This window comes from Lactobacillus sp. B3795 (assembly GCF_026535805.1).
Classification (GTDB): domain Bacteria; phylum Bacillota; class Bacilli; order Lactobacillales; family Lactobacillaceae; genus Apilactobacillus; species Apilactobacillus kunkeei_C.
The window spans coordinates 121292-141674 of the sequence record NZ_JAFNPE010000006.1 but is presented as its reverse complement, the minus strand read 5'-3'; the positions used below and the strand labels follow the sequence as shown (position 1 = coordinate 141674).

Here is a 20383-nt window from a genome sequence, read left to right as displayed (position 1 = left end):
CTGTGACATGTTATAATCATTAACTGGGAGTGTTTTTGATGAAATTTACTAAGAAAACAAAAAACAATTCGAATAAACAAGCTAAGGCGGACAAGACTTTTAATAAGTTTAAGGAACAACAAAACCGTCTTAGTGCCAGCCGTAGAGGCGTAAAGAGATAAGAGAGAATAAAAAGATTTTTAATGGAGAGAGAATAATTATGAGAAGAAAACCGATCGTCAAATCATTGCTGTATGTCCTGAGTGCCAGTGCCGTTATTTCAGCAGGACATGTTTATGTTTCACATGCGGATGATTTAGACAATGGTGCAAATAATACTGCCACTGCAGCTACTGTTACCACAAACGTTACGAATGCTTCAACCAATAACATTTTGGGATCACAGTTAACTGCTGACAACTTTATTTCAACAATTTCACCAATTGCTCAATCTATTGCAAAAAGCAATAATCTATATGCTTCAACAATGGTTGCTCAAGCAGCGCTAGAAAGTGGTTATGGAACTAGTTACTTAACGCAAATTGCTAACAACTTGTTTGGTATTAAATCATTTGATGGTACCGGTGTTAAGCTAAAGACTTCGGAATATAATTCCAAGGGCCAAGCATATAGCACTGACGCATACTTTAAGAGCTATAACAGTGTGATAGACAGTCTTCAAGGCTACGCCACTTTTCTAACTGTTAATTCACGTTATGCCAACGTATTTAAGTCACAATCTAAGGACGGATTCGAAGCAGCAAACAACATCCAAAAAGATGGTTATGCAACCGATCCAAGTTATGCTACTAAGTTAACTAATATCATTAATACTTATAACCTAACTGCCTTAGACGGTAATACAACATCAACTACTACTAATACCAATAACAATACAAGTACGCCAAGTACTCCAAGCACGCCAAATACAAATAGTAGTAGCAACACGACAAACATAAACACAAATAGTAGTAGTAACACGACAAACACAAATAATACTACTAACACTCAACCCACAACTACAAAGCCTGAGAAGACACTAGCGACTGCTACTTATACATATGGTAATCCGCTAGAAACTTTCCAATTATCATCTAAGTTTGCAAATTACAACTTATACACTCACGTTAAAGATACTACTGATAATAATGAGACTGGCAATTGGCCTAGTCATCTAAAAGCAGGAAGTAACGTATACGTCGATTGTTTAGCGGTGCGTACCTACAAGGGTGCAAGTACTACTTGGTATAGAATCAAGACTAGCAAGCACGCCAAGAGTTATTGGGTAAGTGCTAAGGCCATTGATTTTCCAACCATTCACGTTAAAGATTACAATGGTAAGGCCAAACTAAGTCACGGAAACCGTGGACTATACAGCAATGCTTTCAATTCTCAAACATTAGCTAAATCACTAGGTTCATCCAATAGTTATAAGGATCAAACATTTAACGTAAACCAAATTGCTACCTACACTTATCACGGTAAGGAAAACACTTGGTACCGTATCAATGTTTCCAACCTAGGGGATGTTTGGATAAACAAGACAGGTGTTACTTACACCAAGGCCGAAAAGAAGAAAGTTACTAAAAAGAAGGCTAAGAAGGTTGCAAAAAAGAAGACAACCACTAAGTCATCAGTTTATGCAAAAGCATCAGGACATGCATATTTGAATAATTACGGTAAGTTTGCTCTATACAACCACATTCCTGGTACCTCTAAGCATGTTCAAAAGACCGCTTGGTCACAAGTGAAGGTGCCAAAAGATTATAAGGTTGGCGTTAATTTAAAGGGAATTAGAACTGAGTACAACACTACTTGGTATCGTATCGTTTTAAATCATAAGAATTATTGGATTTCTGCCAAATCACTACTTTTTTATTAATTTGATATAATTGGTAGTTAGTTTTATAATGATTAAATCGAAATAAAATATAGGAAGTATTAAGAATGACTGAAGATTATAAGATTAAGGTTCAAAACGTAACTAAAGAGTACGATTTGTTCAAAACACAAGCTGATAAATTAAAATCATTTTTCTCCATTAAGACTGATGTTCCTCATTTCTGGTCACTAATGGGAGTATCTTTTGAAGTTAAACCAGGTGAAGCACTTGGTTTAATTGGTGTTAACGGTTCAGGTAAATCAACTATTTCTAACATTATTTCTGGAATTATTCCTCAAACAACTGGTTATGTTGATGTAAAGGGTGACACTTCAATCGTTGCTATTAGTGCAGGTCTAAGAAAGAACCTAACTGGTAGAGAAAACATTAGATTGAAGTCATTGATGCAAGGTTTAACTAACGAAGAAATCGATGCATTAATGGACGACATCGTTTCATTTGCTGATATTGGTGACTTTGTGGACCAACCGGTTAAGAGTTACTCATCAGGTATGAAATCACGTCTAGGATTCTCAATCGCCGTACACATTAACCCTGACATCTTGATCATTGATGAAGCATTATCTGTTGGGGATGATACTTTCTACCAAAAGTGTGTGGACAAGATTGCTGACTTTAAAGAACAAGGTAAGACTATTATCTTCGTTTCTCACTCACTAAAACAAATTGAATTCTTATGTGACCGTGTTGCTTGGATTAACTACGGTAAGCTAAGAATGATTGGTGAAACTCAAGAAGTAACTACTAAGTACCGTGAGTTTATTGAATGGTTCAAGAAGCTATCTAAGAAAGATAAGGCTAAATTTGAAGCAGAACAAAAACAAATTCAAAAAGACTTTGATATCGATGAATACCAAAGACAAGTTACTGAAGAAGAACAAGCACAACATCCAGACGATAAGCATGTTGCCGCTAAGGTTAAGAAGCGTTTCTACGGTTCAGTAATTAGTGAAAAGATGCCTAAGACATCAGTTCTATTTACTTGGTTAGTAACTATCGCTACTTTATTCTTCTGCTTAGTTAACGTTTCAGGACATCCACTAAGCCACATCATTGAACACCCAGCATCAATCGTAAAACCAACTAAGAAGTTAGTATTACCTAAGGGTGTTGCTAAAGATAACAAGAAGACTACAAAGAAACATCATAAAAAGACCGCTACTGAAAAGAAGACATCATCAGTAAAGGCAACTATTAAATAATCAAAAAAATCCGTTTTCTTTGAACGGATTTTTTTTGCGAGGGGAGATTAAATTAAGATGGCTAAAGAAATGAAGAGTCATGAAACATTGGATTTAATTGAACAAATTACTAGATTAGATGGTACCAAGTACATGGAAATTAGTAACATGGTTCAAAACGGGAGAGCTGAACTAGCTGCAGAACGAGGATTCATTAAGGAAGTTCGAATCCTGCAACTAAACATTCCGCATTCAGAACACGTTATTAATTACGAAAACTACATTAATGAAAATTTTGAAATGCCTGATGAAAGCATGGATCATTTTGAAGAATGGACCAAGACACCAGAAATGGAAAAAGAAGTGGCCATGATTCTAAAAGAAAATCACGTTGGATAACAAAAAAAGGAAGTCATCGGTAGGTTGATGACTTCCTTTTATAATATGTGTCCACTTCTAATGCTGCGAAAAAATAATAGCTAAATAACGAGCAACATTTAGTGGGATGACTTGAATATGTACTATTTATTATAAATGATGATATTTAGTATGACAATAAAAAATTTGAAAAAAATTAAAAAAGTACGACATTTGTCGTGTTATTATTAAACCAATTCGATATCACTTATCGACGATAGGATTAGGTATATTAACAACGGGAGAGTATTATTCATGAAAACAATTATTAAGGAAATATTATTAAATATCGCATTATACATCTTTCCACTCATTTTTATTATTAGTGGAATCAGTGGATCAAATGTAATGTATGTTGTTGGATTTATCCTAGCTGGAATTATTAGCGTTCTAATGGTGCTTATGTACACAACATACATATTTACCCATAAAAAAGGAGAAAGGGCCTTATATCGCATTATTTTACTGATAATCGAAATAATTATCCTGCTATTCTGTATTTACGTCGTTTTTACTAGATAATTTATATTATTATTAGAAAATGATTAGAAAACTATTGAAATTTTAATCCCACAGTACTATATTATTGTTAACGCAAAAAAAGGCGTTAACTTTTTTATTAAGAATGGAGTGATTTTGTATGGATTTCAAGTTTTCAAGTCGTGTACCGAATGTAGATAATGATGTGGTGGGAGAAATTTTAAAGGTAGCTGGTGATCCAGAAATCATTTCATTTGCTGGTGGGCTACCTGCACCCGAATTATTCCCGGTAAAGGAAATGCACGAAGCAGCCGATAAGGTTTTTGAAAAACACGGTGCTGAAGCATTACAATATACCGCTGCAATCGGTAACCCGCATTTACGAGAATTAATCGTTGAGCGAATGCAAACCAACAAAGAAGTAACAACCACTGTGGATAATGTTTGTATTACCACTGGTTCAGAACAATCAATCGACTTAGTTGCTAAGATGATGGTTGATAAAGGTGACGTTATCTTAGTTGAAAAACCAACATATCTTTGTGCGTTAGACGTATTTAGAAGTTATGGAGCCAAGGTTGTGGGTGTTGATATGGATGAAGAAGGTATGAAGATGGATGCCTTAGATGAAAAATTAAGTGAATATCCAGATACTAAGTTCATCTACACAATTCCTAACTTCCAAAACCCAACCGGTCGTACCATGACTGCTGAACGTCGTGCTAAAATGGTTGAATTAGCAGAAGCACATGGTGTAACCATTCTAGAAGATGACCCATATGGTGAAATCAGATACTCAGGTGTTGCTGTACCACCAGTTAAACACTTTGATAAGAATGGAACAGTGGTGTACATGAACACATTCTCAAAGATCTTAGCCCCAGGGATGAGATTAGGATGGATTGTGGCTGATAAGAAATTTATCGATATGTTCGTTGTTATGAAGCAATCTGCTGACTTACATTCAGATAACTTATCACAATTTATCGTTGCTCAATATATGGAAGACAACGACTTAGACAAACATATTAAGGCTATTTCAGATGTTTACTACGAACGTGCATCTCTTATGTTAAAGGAAATTGATGAACAATTCCCAGCAGGCGTTAAGCATAGTAATCCAGAAGGTGGAATGTTTATCTGGGTAGAAGTACCCGGAAACGTTAATACCATGGACTTATTTAACAACTGTGTTAAGCATAATGTTGCCTTTGTACCAGGGGAACCATTCTATCCTGATGAAGTAATCCCAGGAACATTTAGAATGAACTTCTCCAACATGAAAGCAGATCAAATTCATGAAGGTGTTCGCCGTATGGCCGCAGCCATTGATGAAATGATGAATTAAGCACACAAAAAAGGACTTACCAATTTGGTAAGTCCTTTTTATTTTATATGTTATGTCTTGTATGAATTGAGTGGTAAATCTTTCTTTGTACTAAATATTGATCATGTTGCATGGTAATAAATAGTGGAGAAGATTCTTCGATAACATTACTGAATTCCAAACCATACCATGAGATAGGGGAAGCAGTGATGTTTTGTAGGAAGATACGTCCAGAGATTAATTGTCTGTCAAAGGCATTGATTTCTGAGTTCAACGCTAAGTCAGAAGGACGTTCGTTGATGATAACGAACTTGAAGTCTCCAACGTTACCAGGTTTACCATTTGAAGTATACTTTTGCTTTTGTGGATCGATAACACCTTGTTTGATTAGGTAGTTAACAATTTGGTGTAGGTAGATACTTACACTTTGTTGCTTTCTAAATCCAAGGTATAGTTGAACGTCAACAACGTTCTTAGTATCCAACAAGTCAACAGTGTAGTTACTTTCATAAGGATTACTTGTTTCATTAACAGTAACGAACCAGTATACCTTAGCTCTCTTTGGTTCCTTGTCTAAGATTGAATACATTGTACTACGCTTGATTTGGTAGTCGTTCTTAATCTTAGTCATGTATACCAAGTTAGAAGTGTATAGCGGAATTGATTCGTCTTCACTCAAAGCAGATAGTTGATCTTTGTAGTGAGTAAGTGAAACATATTCGCTTTCCTTTTCGTAATGGTCACGACGCTTGTTACCGAAGTACCATAGAATCATGACGATTAGGATAGCACCCATGATGATTAGAGTAACGAAACCACCATGAACGAACTTAATAATACTTGCAATGAAGAATGTAAATTCGATAACTGCGAAGAATGCAGCGATGAAGAAAGCCCATAGTCTTCTCATCTTACCTGATAGGTATTCGAATAGAAGAACAGTAGTCATAAGCATAGTAATTGTAATTGCTAAACCATATGCAGATTCCATTCTTTCTGAACTACCGAATGACCAAACAACGATGAAGGTAACGATACATAGGAACCAGTTAACAGTTGAAATGTAAATTTGGCTACGAACGTTACTTGGATGTCTAACAATCATTCGAGGTAAGAACTTAAGACCAATTGCTTCATCAACTAAAGTAAATGATCCAGTAATCAATGCTTGAGAAGCGATGATTGCGGCTAAAGCGGCAATTACAATCGCAAATCCACGAAGTGAATCAGGAAGCATTTCATAGAATGGGTTTAAGTTACTTAAGTTAGCAAATTGTGGGTTATGAGCATTGTTGATAACCCAAGCACCTTGTCCTAAGTAGTTCATGATTAGGGCAAAGTAAACGAATGGCCAAGTACCGTAGATGTTCTTCTTACCAACGTGACCCATGTCTGAATACAATGCTTCAGCACCGGTAGTTGCCAAGAAGATACTACCTAGAATAAAAATACCAGCTTTGTTAACGGGACTGAATAGAATTTCAATCGCATATACTGGGTTAAAGGCACCTAGGATAGCAGGGTATTTTAGTAGGTTCACAATTCCCATTACTGCTAGGAAGGTAAACCAGATAAACATTACAGGTCCAAATGAGTTACCAATGATTCCAGTTCCAAATCTTTGGATTAAGAACAAAACCAAAAGTACACATGAAGTAATGATTAAGACGTTTTGTTGTGAATTACTAAATGAAATCGGACCAAAGTGTTGGCCTTTCAAACCTTCAAGAGCGGACGTTACGGAAACCGCAGGGGTCAAAGTACCGTCGGCTAACAATGCGGCACCACCGATTAAAGCAGGCCAAACTAGCCATTTTGCTTTTCTTCTAACTAAGGCGAAGAGGGCGAAAATACCACCTTCACCGTTGTTATCAGCACGCATCGTAATCAATACGTATTTAATTGTTGTAATCACCATTAATGTCCATATGATTAATGAAATTGATCCAATTATGTAGAATGGTTTGATGTTGGCCATCTTACCAGCATTACCAATAATTGAATTCATTACATATAGAGGTGAAGTACCGATATCACCATAGACAATTCCTAAGGTGATTAGCATTCCCATAATGGAAATCTTATCAAATTTAGCTTTCATGACTAAATCCTCCAAAAGTAATTATGTAAAATTCACACATTGATAAAGTACAATTTACCACTTATTTAAGCTAGTTTAAAGAAAAATCTGAAAAACATTTCTTTAAATGTTAAATTATAGGTTAGTAACATCAATATTATTACCAGGACGGTGTGCAAAAAATTGATACGAACAATTTTCAAAAATATTATTTCAGATACGGTCTTAAAGATTGTATCTGAAATCTTTTTAATCCTATTAATATTCAAACCAATGAACATCAAAGACATTGATTTAGACACCATCATGATTTTGTTTAACCTAATGTTAATCATCTCGTTAGTTAAACGAGCAAAGATTTTAGCTTACATAAGTAACTCGATTATAAACCATGTCCAAACAACACGCCAAATAACTGCTTATATTACAATCACATCCTTTGTATTGTCGATGTTTGTGACCAATGACGTTGCAATTATTACACTAGTGCCATTGTATATTTTGATTGCTAAACAGTTAAAGCTATCGATAGTGTATCCGACGGTGTTAATTACGATTGCGGCCAATTTAGGGAGTGCGTTTACACCGATTGGGAATCCGCAGAATGTGTTTTTAGTTGAGTTTTACCATATTTCAATTCAGTCTTTCTTTGCCAATTCATTGATACTGTTGGGAATGGGGATGCTTTCGATGATGGTATTAATCTTGTTTAGTGAAAACAAACCAATACAAGAAACACCAACTGAAGACATTAAAATCAATAAGATTCATTTATTAATGATTGCCGGATTGTTTGTATTAGTCTTACTAGCCCAGTTTTCATTGTTATCAATTTGGATTGATACATTGATTACTCTAGTAGTAGTTGAAATATTTTCTCCTAGAAGCATCGCCGATGTGGATTACTCACTATTATTGTCGTTTGTCTTCTTTTTCTTGATTGTGGGGATGCTAAGCCGCATTGATCTTGTCGTTTCATTGATTCATCAGTTCACACAAGATGGCATTCATACCTATATAACATCGATTATCACCAGTCAGTTCATCAGTAATGTTCCTTCGGCCGTGTTGTTGTCCAAATTTTCTGCTGATTTTACATCCATCTATTATGGAGTGTCGATTGGTGGACTTGGGACTTTGGTTGCCTCATTGGCCAATTTATTGGCATACAAACAAGTATCACTGAATGCATCACATGCGAGTGGCAAATTTTTGAAGGAATTTACTTTCATCAACTTAATATTATTGTTAGTGTTGTCATTGTTAAAGATTATCTTAATTTAATGTCAGAAAATTTCATTTTGTGGAATTTGTGTCATAATTAAAATAATGAATTCTTTTGGAAAGGAATGATTTTAATGTACACAGATTTAAATGGAAAGGTAGCGGTAGTTACTGGTGCCTCAAAGGGAATTGGAAAAGCCATTGCGCTTCGTTTGGCACAAGAACACATGAAGTTAGTGTTCAACTATCATTCAGATCAAAATGGGGCACAAGAAGCCGTTGACCAAATTCGTGAAAACGGGGGAGACGCAGTTGCCGTCCAAGCTGACGTTTCAAAAGAAGAAGACGTAAACAAGTTAGTTAAGACAGCTGTTGAAGAATTTGGTGATATGGACTTATTCATCAATAACGCTGGAATGGAAAAAGAAACTCCAACTCACAAGCTAGCGCTTGAAGATTGGAAACGAGTAATTGATGTTAACTTAACAGGTACATTCTTAGGTACCAAGGCAGCATTGAATTACTTCTTGGATCACAAACGTGAAGGAAACATTATCAACATGTCTTCAGTTCACCAATTGATTTCATGGCCACACTTTGCAGATTATGCTGCATCAAAGGGTGGAAGCAAACTATTCACTGAAACAGTTGCGAAGGAATACGCTGAACAAGGCATTCGTGTTAACGGAATTGCGCCTGGTGCAATTAACACACCAATCAATGCTAAGAAGTTCGCAGATCCTGAATTATACGCACAAACAGCTGAATTAGTTCCAATGAATCGTATTGGTAAACCAGAAGAAGTGGCTGCTGCCGCTGCATGGTTAGCTTCTACAGAGTCATCATACGTAACTGGTGAAACCATTTATGTTGATGGTGGTATGAAACTATACCCAGAATTTAAAGATGGTCGTGGATAAAATTCCACCAAAAAAGATGGTATCAATTCGATACCATCTTTTTTATTTTTATAATGCCTTGCTACCGAAATCACGAGGTTGAATAAATACTTCGATGATTGGGTATAGCATTAGGATTCCTAAGAAGATAAATCCATATTCATATGCGGTATTAACACTGACAAAACTTGATAGTGCTGATACAACAACGGTGATTAAAGAAACTCCTAAACCTTGTGCCATAGTTTGCAATACTGAACTTAATGTATTGGCTGAGTTTCTTTCATTCATTGGAATTTCAGAGAATGTAACGGCGTTGTAGCAGGTAAGTGCTAGTGAACGACCACAACCTGAAATAAAGGCTAGACCAGCAATGATGAAACCAATTGTAGTGGGTTGAATCCATGCCAGTGCAGCGGTACTGATTCCAACAGTAAATAATGCTATTAATAATGAAGCTTTGTACTTAATGTGTCTAATAATTACGTTTGTAAATGGCTTGATACCAATATTTCCGATGAAAACGAAGATGACATAGTATCCGGCAACCAATGCTGACCAGTGGAAGACAGTTTGTAAGTATACTGTTAATAGGTAAGGAAGGGCACCAACGGATAACCATAGGAAGGTTCCACCGGTTTGATAGATTCTAAATGAGCTGACCTTCAATGCCTTGATATCAAATAGTGGGTTATCAACATGTGATAAATGATGGCCGACTACTAGAATCATTAATAGACCGATTAATACTAAAATCCCAGCTGTAGGCCAGTATTCTCTACCGTAAGTGGCGATTTCAGCACCGATTAGGATGAAACCAGATGAGATAGCGATTTCGATGAATCCTAAGAAGTCAAACTTGGTACGGCTCTTTTGAGTATCTTTTTCAACTAATTTAATACCGATAATAATTGCTAATAGTCCGATTGGCACGTTAATTAAGAAAATCCATTGCCAAGTAAGATACTTAACGAAGAACCCACCAATGATAGGGGCAATTGCCGGAGCAATTAGTGCAGGCCATACTAGGTAGTTAGCCATTCTCAGTAGTTGGTTTGAAGGTGTCTTTTCCAACATGATTAAACGAGCGGTAGGAGTCATTAGTGATCCGGCAAAACCTTGGATAAAACGACTCGCTAATAGGAATGAGAATGTAGGTGCAACGGCATCACCTAATGAACTTAAGACGAATAGTAAGGTTGCCAATAACCAGGCGTTTTTCTTACCAATTCGTTTAGCAATCCATCCACTTAATGGGATAAAGATAGCCATAGTAATAAAGTAGATACTTACCGTTAGTGAAAGAGAAGAAGTAGGAACATTAAGACTTCTTCCGATGTACGGTAAAGCGGTTGTTACGATTGTCGCATCTAGAAATTGCATGAATAGACTTGAAGCCATCAATAGTGCGACTTTAATATAATTGCTGATAATAAATCAGTTCCTTTCCTATATTTATACTTAAAAAAGTATATCATAAATTTTTTTTAAGATTAATGTTATGGTTTGACTGATGAAAGTGATACTGGAATAATAAAAATATATTGACGTGCGAAATAAAAGGGGGCAATTTAATTGATTAAAATTCATCAACTAACTGATTCAACATGGGTTGAAATGGTCGATGCCAACACCAAGGAAGTTGTTGAAACCATCGATGACTACAAACTACCAAATATCTTAAAAGGGTATATGCTAGATGCCCATGAACATTCACGTTTTGAATATGACCCGGTTAAGAAGTACTCCGTCATGATTATGCGCGCGCTAATCAGTGGACAAGATGAAAACGTACAAACTTCACCGGTTGTCATTGCGTTTACAAATGACTTAATTATCACAAAGAGTGATTCAAGATACCGTATCAAACAAGAAACTAGATGTAACAAGTTTGATATGGTGTTTAACATGCTACAAAGAATCAACAAACCATACATGAACAAGCTAGATCAAATCAATGAATCTGTTGAAAATCTACAAAACAAGCGTAGTAAGAATAGTGTTAACAATCGACATCTAAACGAAATTGCGATTCTAAAGAATGACTTGGTATACCTAAAGACAGCTACCGCTGCCAATATCATGTCAATCAATCAACTACAAAAGTCTAGTGATAACTTTGAAATTCCAATTTCATTTAACCAACGTCAAGATCAACACATCGACGATGTCGCCGTTGAATACGAGGAAAGTAAGTACATGTTCGACGTGCTAGACGAAATTGTTAGTCAAATTGAAGATACATACAGTAACATCATTAATAACAACCTAAACGATGTTATGAAGGTGTTGACTGTTTGGTCATTAATCCTAGCAATTCCACCAATTATTAGTGGATTCTATGGGATGAACGTTAACGTCTTACCATTCGCTAACAGTAGTTGGTCATGGTTCTTCACACTAGTTATCACCGTAGCCATTATCTACTGGATGATTTACTACCTAAAGAAACATCACGATTTATAAAAGTAACGAGCTAATTATGCATTTCATAGTTGGCTTTTTATTTGGTCGAAGTTATAAAACGGCTTGAAATATTAAGAGAAAGTAAAAATGGTAATTTTTTATGTAAGCGCTTTACTATGCATTAGGATAAATGTATAATGAAAAATGTTAAATGGTGGAGTAGTCACTTTCGACTTACTTCATTAAAATGAAAATAGATATTATAATTATAATCAGAGTATAAAAAGGAAGTGTTAAGATGGATATCTTAATCGGAATATTACCCGCTCTTCTATGGGGGGTAGGACCACTAATCGCTACTAAGTTTGGTGGTAAACCTGTTGAACAAGTGTTAGGAACTGGATATGGTCAATTAGCAATTGGTATTATTATCTACCTATTTACTAGACCTGCGATTTCATTCCAAGAATTCCTATGGCCATTCTTAGGTGGGGTTGCATGGGCCGTTGCTCAATACATGCAATTTAGCTCATTCACTAAGATGAACGTTTCTACTGCAATGCCTATTTCAACTGGTCTTCAATTAATTGAAATTCCACTTTGTGGGGTTATCTTCTTCGGTGAATGGGGTTCTCCATTAGCCAAGTTAATTGGTTTCTTAAGTATCGCACTATTAATTCTAGGAACTACTTGTACCAGTTACGTGGACAAGGGAGTTGTTAGAAAGAAGCTTGATTACAAGGCTGGTATGCCTCTACTAATCATTGGATCATTTGGTTACACTGCATGTTCAGTATTCCCAAGAATTACTAATGCTTCTGGATTAGTTGGATTACTACCACAAACATTCGGTATGTTCTTAGGTGCTGTTATCGTTACATTCGTATTGAACGGTAAAGAAGCATTTGGTTACCTAAAATCAAAGGTTACACTCAAGAGTGGAATCATTGGTTTACTAGGTGGACTAGGTACTCTAGCATACCTAACTTCATTGAAGTTAAACGGTGTTGCTAACGCATTCCCATTAACTCAAATGAACGTTGTTGTTTCAACTTTAGGTGGTCTAATTATCCTAAAGGAAAACAAAAACAGAAAAGAAATCATCTTTACAGTTATCGGTTTACTAATGATTGTGGTTTCCGCAGTCTTAATCGGTCACTTAGAATAATTAAGCATAAAAAAAGACCTGCCAGTTTTTGGCAGGTCTTTTTTTATTGGATTTAAATTGAATGAACGATCATTAAGATTCCGCTCACTAAGAAGAAAATTCCAACCAAGAAAGCAACTGATAGAGCAGATGCTACTGGAGAAATTAGTAATAAAATACCAACGATTACACCTAGGATAGCAAAGATAACATCCATAATGTAGTAACCGTGGCTGACGTTTTTAACGTATTTAGCAAGTGATAATGCAGTTAGTGAGTCCAGGATGAACATGATTGCAAAGAAGATTGCAATGTATAACATTCCGAATGCACCGTTGAATAGCATTAAGATACCGATTAAGATATCCAAAATACTGTTAAAAATGATCCAACCCTTTGAGTCGAAGATATCAGTCATGTGGGTAAGTTTGAAAATACCTCTAATGATTGAGAATACCGCAACGATAAGTACGACAGTACTAAATGCTACATCAGGTCTAGATACTGAAATAATTCCAGCAATGACACCTAAGATACCGACAATAAATGAGAATGGATCAAATTCATTGATTCTATTCATGAATTTCACCTCTTTTAGTTGGCTTATCTTAATTATAATTCAAACTAATGATTCGAAATCATTATGACGCGTAATTTAAAGAATTTTTAACGTTTATGGCGAAAAGCTAAAATATTTCAAACAATCATGAATTATCGGTATAATTGTGATTATTAAAAACGATTGAGGGGAAAACCATGGGTAGAGTAATTACAGTTTTAGAACGCCATAAAAACCTAATCAAGGTTAAATTTAGAGGTGAGTTTGGTTACTTCTTTCCAGACACGAATTTAGTTAATCAATCAGCCAAGGTTGAAACGTTTATTGACGCTGAAAAGGCATTATCAGATTACTTAGCCAAAGAAGATAATCAACTAATCATGGTTCCACGTGGTTTTGATGTTGATGAGTTGCTATTTATTGTCCAAGCAATTTCAAAAGAAGAGATTCAATTGGGTCACGAGGGTGATTTAGGCATCTTCGAAATTAATCCTGATGGCAAAATAAAAAGACAGGCAGAATAATCTGCTTGTCTTTTTTGTCTATAGAAGATGGTTAAGTTCTTCCTTTAGTAGTTCAACCTTGTATGCTTGAGAAGAGAAGGCATTGTTAATGTCTTTGAAGTGGTTGTCTTCATCAAACATTTCATCGTTAATGGTTAATAGTGGATTGACGCTGGTAGGTTGCATCTTTAATCCGACTGCAATCATGTTAAATGACATTTGTGCTTGAAGACCACCGTGGCTTCCATATGATGCTAACGCCACAATCTTGTTTTTCCATTCGGAAGCTAAATAATCAACCGCATTCTTTAAGACGGCTGGAAAACTCCAGTTGTATTGAGGGAATAATAATACGACCGCATCCAATGATTTGATCTTGTTACTCCATTCAATACTGTGTTCTTGTTTGTATTCCTGCTTGGCTGGAACTTCTTCTTCATCTAAGAAGGGAAGGTTAACTTTGGCTAAATCAATGATTTCTGTTTCAAACTGATCTGAAGATAGTTGTTGGTTTAACCAATCTGCGATTTCCGGACTGATTCTACTTGGACGACTACTACCAATGATGATACCAACTTTTTTCATTGTAAAATCTCCTTTAATAAAAGAGCATTCTAAACGAATGCTCTTTTTAAAACTTATTAGAATTTAGCGCTACCTGGTTCACGTGGGAATGGGATAACATCTCTGATGTTTTCCATACCAGTAACGTACATAACTAAACGTTCGAAACCAATACCGAAACCGGAATGCTTGATTTCACCGTACTTACGTAGGTCTTCGTACCAGTCGTATTCTTCTGGGTTTAAGTCAAATTCTTTGATCTTGTCGTTTAAGACATCGTAACGTTCTTCACGTTCACTACCACCAACGATTTCACCAATTCCTGGTACTAAACAGTCAGCAGCGGCAACAGTCTTACCATCGTCGTTATCACGCATGTAGAATGCCTTGATATCTCTTGGGTAATCAGTTAAGAAAGTAGGGCGTTTGTAGACATCTTCACACAAGTATCTTTCGTGTTCTGATTGTAAATCAATTCCCCATTCAACTGGAACCTTGAATTCTACATCTGCATCTTGAAGTAACTTAACAGCGTCAGTGTAAGTAACACGGGCAAAGTCTTCGCTAGCAGTCTTTTGCAGTTTTTCAATTAGACCGGGTTTAACGTTTTCATCTAAGAATTCTAGTTCATCCTTAGCATGATCTAAAACGTAGTTGATAACGTATTTTAGTAAACCTTCAGCAACATCCATCATACCTGGTAGGCGAGTGTATGCCATATCTGGTTCAATCATCCAGAATTCAGAAGCATGACGAGGAGTGTGTGAGTTTTCAGCTCTGAAAGTAGGACCGAAAGTATACACATTCTTGAATGCCATAGTGAATGCTTCTTCTGGAAGTTGACCACTAACAGTTAGGTTAGTTTCAGTCTTGAAGAAGTCCTTTGAGTTGTCTACGTGACCTTGGTCATCTTTTGGAAGGTTGTCCATGTCCATAGTTGTAACTCTGAACATTTCACCTGCACCTTCAGTATCACTACTTGTGATGATTGGGGTGTTAACGTAAACGAAGTCATTGTGTTGTAGGTATTCGTGAACTGCAAATGCAGCTAGTGAACGAATTCTAAATACTGAGTAGAAAGTATTAGTACGTGGACGCAAGTGAGCGATAGTACGTAGGAATTCGTACGAAGTCTTCTTCTTTTGTAGAGGGTAGTCAGAGTCTGAACGACCAACTAGTTCTACCTTTTCTCCGTGCACTTCAAAAGGTTGAGGGGCATCTGGAGTCTTCACAAAGGCACCTTCAACAGTGATTGTTGAAGCGATTGGAAGCTTGCTGATTTGTTCAAAGTTTTCGTTACTCTTTTTAACGATAATTTGAGCACTCTTGAAGCAAGAACCATCGTTTAATTCGATAAAACTGATGTTTTTTGAACCACGAATGGTCTTAATTGAACCTTCAAGAGAAACTGTTGTGTTATCTTCTAGATCTTTAGTGTATAGATCCTTAACACTAAGTTGTGTCATGTGATTCACGCCTTTCCGTAAACTATAAATAGCGGTAAATAAAAAACTTCCGCCCAAAAAATTAGGACGAAAGTTCCGCGGTACCACCTAAAGTGCCTATAAATAGGCCACTCAATCAAATAACGCTTTGATGTGCGTTCGTCTCTACTAAAGATTCAAAACGAAAACAAATAGGTGTTATTCATTGATGAAAGTATTATTAAGCTCTCACTATCCTTAACTCGCTGATAAGATTCATCAACTACTCATCCGTATTTATAGTTCTATCATATTAACTATTTTTCACATTTAAATATTACCACTATTTTGACATTAATTACAATATAAAAGTAGGGCAAAGACAAAAAAGCGTATTGATTGCATTAGATATGTACATATTGGATAATGGTTTCATTAAATAACTTATTTTATGTAAGGGGAACGCAAAATGCCAAAAATGAATATTGACGTAATCAAAGGCCACGATCGCGATTACTTAAAACAACTAATGGATATTTCTTACCATGTCATGCTAGACTGCTTCGGTGCTCCAGATGGAGATAGATACCAAATTCTAACTCAACATGAAGACTTTGAAATGAACATTCTAGATACCGGACTAGGTTTTGATCGTACTAACGACGTTGTTGTATTTAGTCTTACTACCAGACCAAGAACTAAGGAACAGAAGTTGAAGTTCTACCACGACTTGGCTGAACAATTAGAAGACAAGCTAGGCATCAAGAAGACCGACTTAATGATTAACTTGACTACCAATACCGATGAAGATTGGAGTTTTGGAAACGGAGTCGCTCAATTTATTGATGGTCCACTAAAATAAAAAAGTGCGGTTATTGAGCCGCACTTTTTATGTAGAGTTAGTTTGTAAGTTAAGATAACAAGCTGAGTTGAAAAGGTGTATCAAGTTATCAGCTTCAAGTCGATAATAGCACGATGTGGCGGCATCGTTAACTAAAAGTTTAGTAAAAAAATTAATATATACCAGTAGAAGTATTAAACGAAATAAAATGAATTTAATCACTGGGTTAAAAGTAGCTAATATATTTTTTTAGAAACTAGTAAATACACCGATTAGACACGTTGTCTATCTTAAATGAAAATAAAAGAGTGAGGTTTATATATATGAAAGTGGTTAATATTGCCAGCGCAAAAAAATCGAATTCATTGGTAGATGCACCGATGCCAGAACTAAATAATGGGGATGTTTTGGTCAAAATTCATGCAGTCGGCGTTAATCATGTTGATTTGTTATGGGCAGATCAAAAGGTTAAACCAGAAGAAACTGTATTAGGTTTGGAAATGGCTGGAGAAGTCGTTGACGGAAATGATACAAAATATAATGAAGGAACCCGGGTAATGGGATTGATAGATAACGGTGGGTATGCTGAATACATCGCTGTTCCGTCAGAACGATTAATGCCAATTCCAGACAACATTGATTACAAAAAAGCGGCCACCATTCCTGAAAGCTTTCTAACCGCCTATCAAACATTATTCACAATTGGTAAACTACAAGATAATCAAACGATCTTAATTCATGCGGGAGCCAGTGGGGTAGGAACCGCCGCAATTCAATTGGTTAAACTACTTACAAATTCTACCGTCATTACAACATCTAGTACTAAGAAGACCGATATTTGTTTAGACTATGGTGCCGATTACGCAATTGATTATCGCAATAGTGACTTTGCAGAAGAGGTGCAAAGAATTACCGACGGGCATGGTGCCGACTTAATCTTAGACTTCATCGGTGCCAGTTATTATCAACAAAACATCAAATCAGTTGCAATGGACGGCCAAATCATTCTAATTGGTAACCTTGGTGGAAGTGAGATTAAAGACGTTAATATCATGGATATTATTGGTAAAAGAATCTCAATTACTGGAACATTATTGTCACCTAGAAGTAACGAATACAAGGCCAAACTAATCAGTGACTTCAGTAATGATGTCTATGACCTGTTGGACGATGATAAGATCAAATTACATGTCAGCAACGAGTTTGATTTATCTGAATCAGAACAGGCTTTGACATGCATGCGTGAAAAGAAAAATACAGGAAAAATCGTTTTAAACGTTAAGTAGTAAGACGCTTAATATAGGCGTCTTTTTTGTTTACTGAAAATCAATAATTGGGTATTCTATATTAAAAGAAGACGAAAGGCAGCTGTGAAATGAACATATTAGAAGTGATTGCTAAGAAACTTAATTTACATAAGCATGTATCAGAAAAAAGCGATCAACACGCGATTTATGCATCATTAAATACGATTGAAAATTTGTTATTTGCCATTTTTAAAATCATTATTGCAGCCGTTTACCTATCTGGATGGTTCCTAATATTCGGTGTATATTACTTGATTATGTTTATCACCCGTTGCATCTTCCTACACCTATACACAAAGCAACGTATCAACAATAGCTCCTATGCCCAAAGAGAATACTTAATTGTTGGTGGATTATTCTATATTGTATTAGGTGGGGTTCTTTCAGCCATTTGTTTGTATATGTATAGGTTTGGTGGGATGCAGACATATAGTAAGGTTGTAATGCTAATTATCGCGACCTTTGGTTTTGTTAAAATCATTTCTTCAATCGTCGGTTTGATTCAATCCAGGCACTTATATAATTCATTGATCATGTACTTGAAATCTTTAAACGTCATCGATGGGCTACTAGCGATTGTCATTACTCAGTACGCAATCTTATCAACCCAACATGCACCGAATGCATCACAATCCACGGGCTTATTTGGATTAGGAATTGGTTTGATAATTTTATTACTTGGTATTTTTATATTAATAAAGAATATGAAACGAAAAGACGCCTAAATAGGCGTCTTTTGTTGTTTTTAAAAATGTCAAGATTAAAAATTTTACAATTTGTAACCAAATATTTAATAATTTGTAAAGAAATTGGGAAAAATTGTAACTTGTGTATAGTATTCTTGCAATATTTAGATTGTACAATAGAGGTAATCATAATTGTTAAAGGATGAGAGTATGTATAAACTAAAGTATTTATTGATGAGTTTTGGGGTCGCGTTGATTGGGGTACTATGTATTTCATTCACATCTGTGAAGAGTAATGCCGTATCTAACAACGTTTACGATTTATCTGAATGGCAAGGTAACTTCACCGATAATCAAGTGAAGACATTGAAGAACGAAGTGCCTTTCGTAATTCTTCGTGTTCAATTTGGTAGTGCCTACCATGATAAGACATTTGCCCACAACGTTGCTTTAATGAAGAAGTATGGTGTTCCATACGGTGTATATTCATTTAGTCAATACACCAGTCCTTCAGATGCAGCTAGCGAAGCAAAGACATTATACAGTCGTGCTCCAGAAGCTAGATTCTATGTTAACGATTATGAACAACAAACTGTTAAGTCAGGTGGAACTAATGCCGCTACCAAAGCATGGGTTGATGCCTTGAGACCACTAGTTGGTAATAGAAAGATTCTTTTCTATTCATACCAAAGCTTTATGGCTTCTCATGCCGCCGATGCCGTTAGTTCATATGATGGTTACTGGTTAGCAGCTTACCAAACAAATGAACCACAAAGAGAACATGTTTTATGGCAATACACAGATTACTTCTATTCTCCAGCATTGAACCAATACGTTGATGCAAGTGTATTAACACAAAAGAATAGCTCTTGGTTTATTGATGCTACAAATAACAGCAACAATAACAATAGCAATAACAAGCCAAGTAAGCCAAAATCTAATGTGACATACACTAAGGAAAACAAGACATTGACTGTGAAGACAGCCGTTAAGTATAACTTCTACAACCATGTTCCTGGAAACAACTACTTTAGTGAACTTCACAGAACTCACTATGGTCGTACATTCCATGGTAAGAATGTAACGGTAGATTTAAAGGCAACCGTAAATGGTCGCACTTACTACCGTGTATACGAAAATGGTAAGTTATTAGGTTGGATCAACCAAAATGGATTAGGTCCACACATTAGTTATTCTAAAGTTAACATGCACAAAAAAGTTAAACTAAATAGTAACTACAGATTCTACAACCATGTGACACAAAGTCATTTTGCTGATTTCAAGACAATGGGAACAGCAAGTGAATACGCAGGTAAGACAGTCCACATTACTGGTCGTGCAATTAAAGATGGTTGGAAGACTTATTACTACAAATGTTATTACGAAGGTAAGTTCATTGGTTGGATTTACCAACGTGGAATTTAATAAATTAAAAGACATCGCCTAAGCGCGATGT

17 protein-coding genes, 1 pseudogene and 1 other annotated feature are annotated in these 20383 nt (G+C 35.9%); of the genes and pseudogenes, 13 read left to right on the top strand and 5 right to left on the bottom strand.

What is annotated here, in order from left to right; all coding sequences use genetic code 11:
* Positions 1–199: 199 nt before the first annotated feature.
* The 4 genes and pseudogenes from J3U50_RS03995 to J3U50_RS03980 all read left to right on the top strand — a co-directional run bounded on the left by J3U50_RS03995 (position 200) and on the right by J3U50_RS03980 (position 5308).
* A complete protein-coding gene (locus tag J3U50_RS03995; RefSeq protein ID WP_301945614.1) occupies positions 200–1861 on the top strand; it encodes a glucosaminidase domain-containing protein in 1662 nt (553 codons plus the stop codon).
* Between the two features lie 65 nt (positions 1862–1926).
* Positions 1927–2964, top strand: a pseudogene (locus J3U50_RS03990) (ABC transporter ATP-binding protein); the annotation flags it as partial.
* 189 nt (positions 2965–3153) lie between these two features.
* Positions 3154–3462, top strand: coding sequence for a hypothetical protein (locus tag J3U50_RS03985; protein WP_034532024.1), 309 nt, complete (start codon positions 3154–3156; stop codon positions 3460–3462).
* Positions 3463–4120: 658 nt separating this feature from the next.
* The gene (locus J3U50_RS03980; RefSeq protein ID WP_054607991.1) at positions 4121–5308 is read left to right on the top strand and encodes a PLP-dependent aminotransferase family protein; all 1188 of its coding nucleotides are present in this window, start codon (positions 4121–4123) and stop codon (positions 5306–5308) included.
* A gap of 43 nt (positions 5309–5351) precedes the next feature.
* On the opposite strand, the gene J3U50_RS03975 is transcribed toward J3U50_RS03980, so the two are convergent.
* Positions 5352–7388, bottom strand: coding sequence for a KUP/HAK/KT family potassium transporter (locus J3U50_RS03975; RefSeq protein ID WP_301945613.1), 2037 nt, complete (start codon positions 7386–7388; stop codon positions 5352–5354).
* A 162-nt stretch (positions 7389–7550) separates the two neighbouring features.
* Between J3U50_RS03975 and J3U50_RS03970 the strand changes: the two genes are divergently transcribed.
* Together J3U50_RS03970 and J3U50_RS03965 are read left to right on the top strand one after the other, a co-directional pair.
* Entirely contained in the window at positions 7551–8651 is a 1101-nt protein-coding gene (locus J3U50_RS03970) for an SLC13 family permease (RefSeq protein WP_301945612.1), read from the top strand.
* Between the two features lie 74 nt (positions 8652–8725).
* Complete coding sequence (locus tag J3U50_RS03965; RefSeq protein WP_054605434.1) at positions 8726–9511, top strand: glucose-1-dehydrogenase; 786 nt, start codon at positions 8726–8728, stop codon at positions 9509–9511.
* Positions 9512–9559: 48 nt separating this feature from the next.
* Here J3U50_RS03965 and J3U50_RS03960 read toward each other — a convergent pair whose 3' ends face one another.
* Positions 9560–10891, bottom strand: coding sequence for an MFS transporter (locus J3U50_RS03960; RefSeq protein ID WP_237756976.1), 1332 nt, complete (start codon positions 10889–10891; stop codon positions 9560–9562).
* Between the two features lie 174 nt (positions 10892–11065).
* Between J3U50_RS03960 and J3U50_RS03955 the strand changes: the two genes are divergently transcribed.
* A complete protein-coding gene (locus J3U50_RS03955) occupies positions 11066–11956 on the top strand; it encodes a magnesium transporter CorA family protein (protein WP_053796395.1) in 891 nt (296 codons plus the stop codon).
* A 238-nt stretch (positions 11957–12194) separates the two neighbouring features.
* Positions 12195–13064, top strand: a complete 870-nt coding sequence (locus J3U50_RS03950) for a GRP family sugar transporter (protein ID WP_054607996.1) — start codon at positions 12195–12197, stop codon at positions 13062–13064.
* Between the two features lie 52 nt (positions 13065–13116).
* Here the strand turns inward: J3U50_RS03950 and J3U50_RS03945 are convergent, their stop codons facing one another.
* Positions 13117–13623, bottom strand: a complete 507-nt coding sequence (locus J3U50_RS03945) for an HdeD family acid-resistance protein (protein WP_054607997.1) — start codon at positions 13621–13623, stop codon at positions 13117–13119.
* Positions 13624–13799: 176 nt separating this feature from the next.
* Here J3U50_RS03945 and J3U50_RS03940 point away from each other — a divergent pair, with 176 nt between their 5' ends.
* Entirely contained in the window at positions 13800–14126 is a 327-nt protein-coding gene (locus J3U50_RS03940; protein ID WP_301945611.1) for a hypothetical protein, read from the top strand.
* 18 nt (positions 14127–14144) lie between these two features.
* Here the strand turns inward: J3U50_RS03940 and J3U50_RS03935 are convergent, their stop codons facing one another.
* Both J3U50_RS03935 and asnS read right to left on the bottom strand, forming a co-directional pair.
* Positions 14145–14690 (bottom strand): NADPH-dependent FMN reductase, encoded by a 546-nt coding sequence (locus tag J3U50_RS03935; RefSeq protein WP_301945610.1) that lies wholly within the window; start codon positions 14688–14690, stop codon positions 14145–14147.
* 56 nt (positions 14691–14746) lie between these two features.
* Complete coding sequence (gene asnS, locus J3U50_RS03930; protein ID WP_053791592.1) at positions 14747–16135, bottom strand: asparagine--tRNA ligase; 1389 nt, start codon at positions 16133–16135, stop codon at positions 14747–14749.
* A 59-nt stretch (positions 16136–16194) separates the two neighbouring features.
* Positions 16195–16403 (bottom strand) — a binding site (T-box leader).
* Positions 16404–16562: 159 nt separating this feature from the next.
* Here asnS and J3U50_RS03925 point away from each other — a divergent pair.
* The 4 genes from J3U50_RS03925 to J3U50_RS03910 all read left to right on the top strand — a co-directional run bounded on the left by J3U50_RS03925 (position 16563) and on the right by J3U50_RS03910 (position 20352).
* Positions 16563–16955 carry a tautomerase family protein gene (locus J3U50_RS03925; protein WP_054604646.1) on the top strand — a complete coding sequence of 131 codons (393 nt, stop codon included), beginning with the start codon at positions 16563–16565 and terminating at the stop codon, positions 16953–16955.
* Between the two features lie 302 nt (positions 16956–17257).
* Positions 17258–18220 carry an NAD(P)H-quinone oxidoreductase gene (locus J3U50_RS03920; RefSeq protein ID WP_301945609.1) on the top strand — a complete coding sequence of 321 codons (963 nt, stop codon included), beginning with the start codon at positions 17258–17260 and terminating at the stop codon, positions 18218–18220.
* An 89-nt stretch (positions 18221–18309) separates the two neighbouring features.
* Positions 18310–18966: a hypothetical protein gene (locus tag J3U50_RS03915; RefSeq protein WP_301945608.1), complete on the top strand. Its 657-nt coding sequence runs from the start codon at positions 18310–18312 to the stop codon at positions 18964–18966.
* A 171-nt stretch (positions 18967–19137) separates the two neighbouring features.
* Entirely contained in the window at positions 19138–20352 is a 1215-nt protein-coding gene (locus J3U50_RS03910; protein ID WP_301945607.1) for a GH25 family lysozyme, read from the top strand.
* The last annotated feature ends 31 nt before the right edge of the window (positions 20353–20383 follow it).

Bases quoted from the DNA above. Each gene is read 5' to 3' on its own strand.
- J3U50_RS03915 (WP_301945608.1), top strand. From the start codon at position 18,310: ATGAACATATTAGAAGTGATTGCTAAGAAACTTAATTTACATAAGCAT.
- J3U50_RS03975 (WP_301945613.1), bottom strand. From the start codon at position 7,388: ATGAAAGCTAAATTTGATAAGATTTCCATTATGGGAATGCTAATCACC.
- J3U50_RS03925 (WP_054604646.1), top strand. From the start codon at position 16,563: ATGCCAAAAATGAATATTGACGTAATCAAAGGCCACGATCGCGATTAC.
- J3U50_RS03985 (WP_034532024.1), top strand. From the start codon at position 3,154: ATGAAGAGTCATGAAACATTGGATTTAATTGAACAAATTACTAGATTA.
- asnS (WP_053791592.1), bottom strand. From the start codon at position 16,135: ATGACACAACTTAGTGTTAAGGATCTATACACTAAAGATCTAGAAGAT.
- J3U50_RS03910 (WP_301945607.1), top strand. From the start codon at position 19,138: ATGTATAAACTAAAGTATTTATTGATGAGTTTTGGGGTCGCGTTGATT.
- J3U50_RS03945 (WP_054607997.1), bottom strand. From the start codon at position 13,623: ATGAATAGAATCAATGAATTTGATCCATTCTCATTTATTGTCGGTATC.
- J3U50_RS03920 (WP_301945609.1), top strand. From the start codon at position 17,258: ATGAAAGTGGTTAATATTGCCAGCGCAAAAAAATCGAATTCATTGGTA.
- J3U50_RS03935 (WP_301945610.1), bottom strand. From the start codon at position 14,690: ATGAAAAAAGTTGGTATCATCATTGGTAGTAGTCGTCCAAGTAGAATC.
- J3U50_RS03950 (WP_054607996.1), top strand. From the start codon at position 12,195: ATGGATATCTTAATCGGAATATTACCCGCTCTTCTATGGGGGGTAGGA.
- J3U50_RS03980 (WP_054607991.1), top strand. From the start codon at position 4,121: ATGGATTTCAAGTTTTCAAGTCGTGTACCGAATGTAGATAATGATGTG.
- J3U50_RS03960 (WP_237756976.1), bottom strand. From the start codon at position 10,891: ATGGCTTCAAGTCTATTCATGCAATTTCTAGATGCGACAATCGTAACA.
- J3U50_RS03940 (WP_301945611.1), top strand. From the start codon at position 13,800: ATGGGTAGAGTAATTACAGTTTTAGAACGCCATAAAAACCTAATCAAG.
- J3U50_RS03965 (WP_054605434.1), top strand. From the start codon at position 8,726: ATGTACACAGATTTAAATGGAAAGGTAGCGGTAGTTACTGGTGCCTCA.
- J3U50_RS03995 (WP_301945614.1), top strand. From the start codon at position 200: ATGAGAAGAAAACCGATCGTCAAATCATTGCTGTATGTCCTGAGTGCC.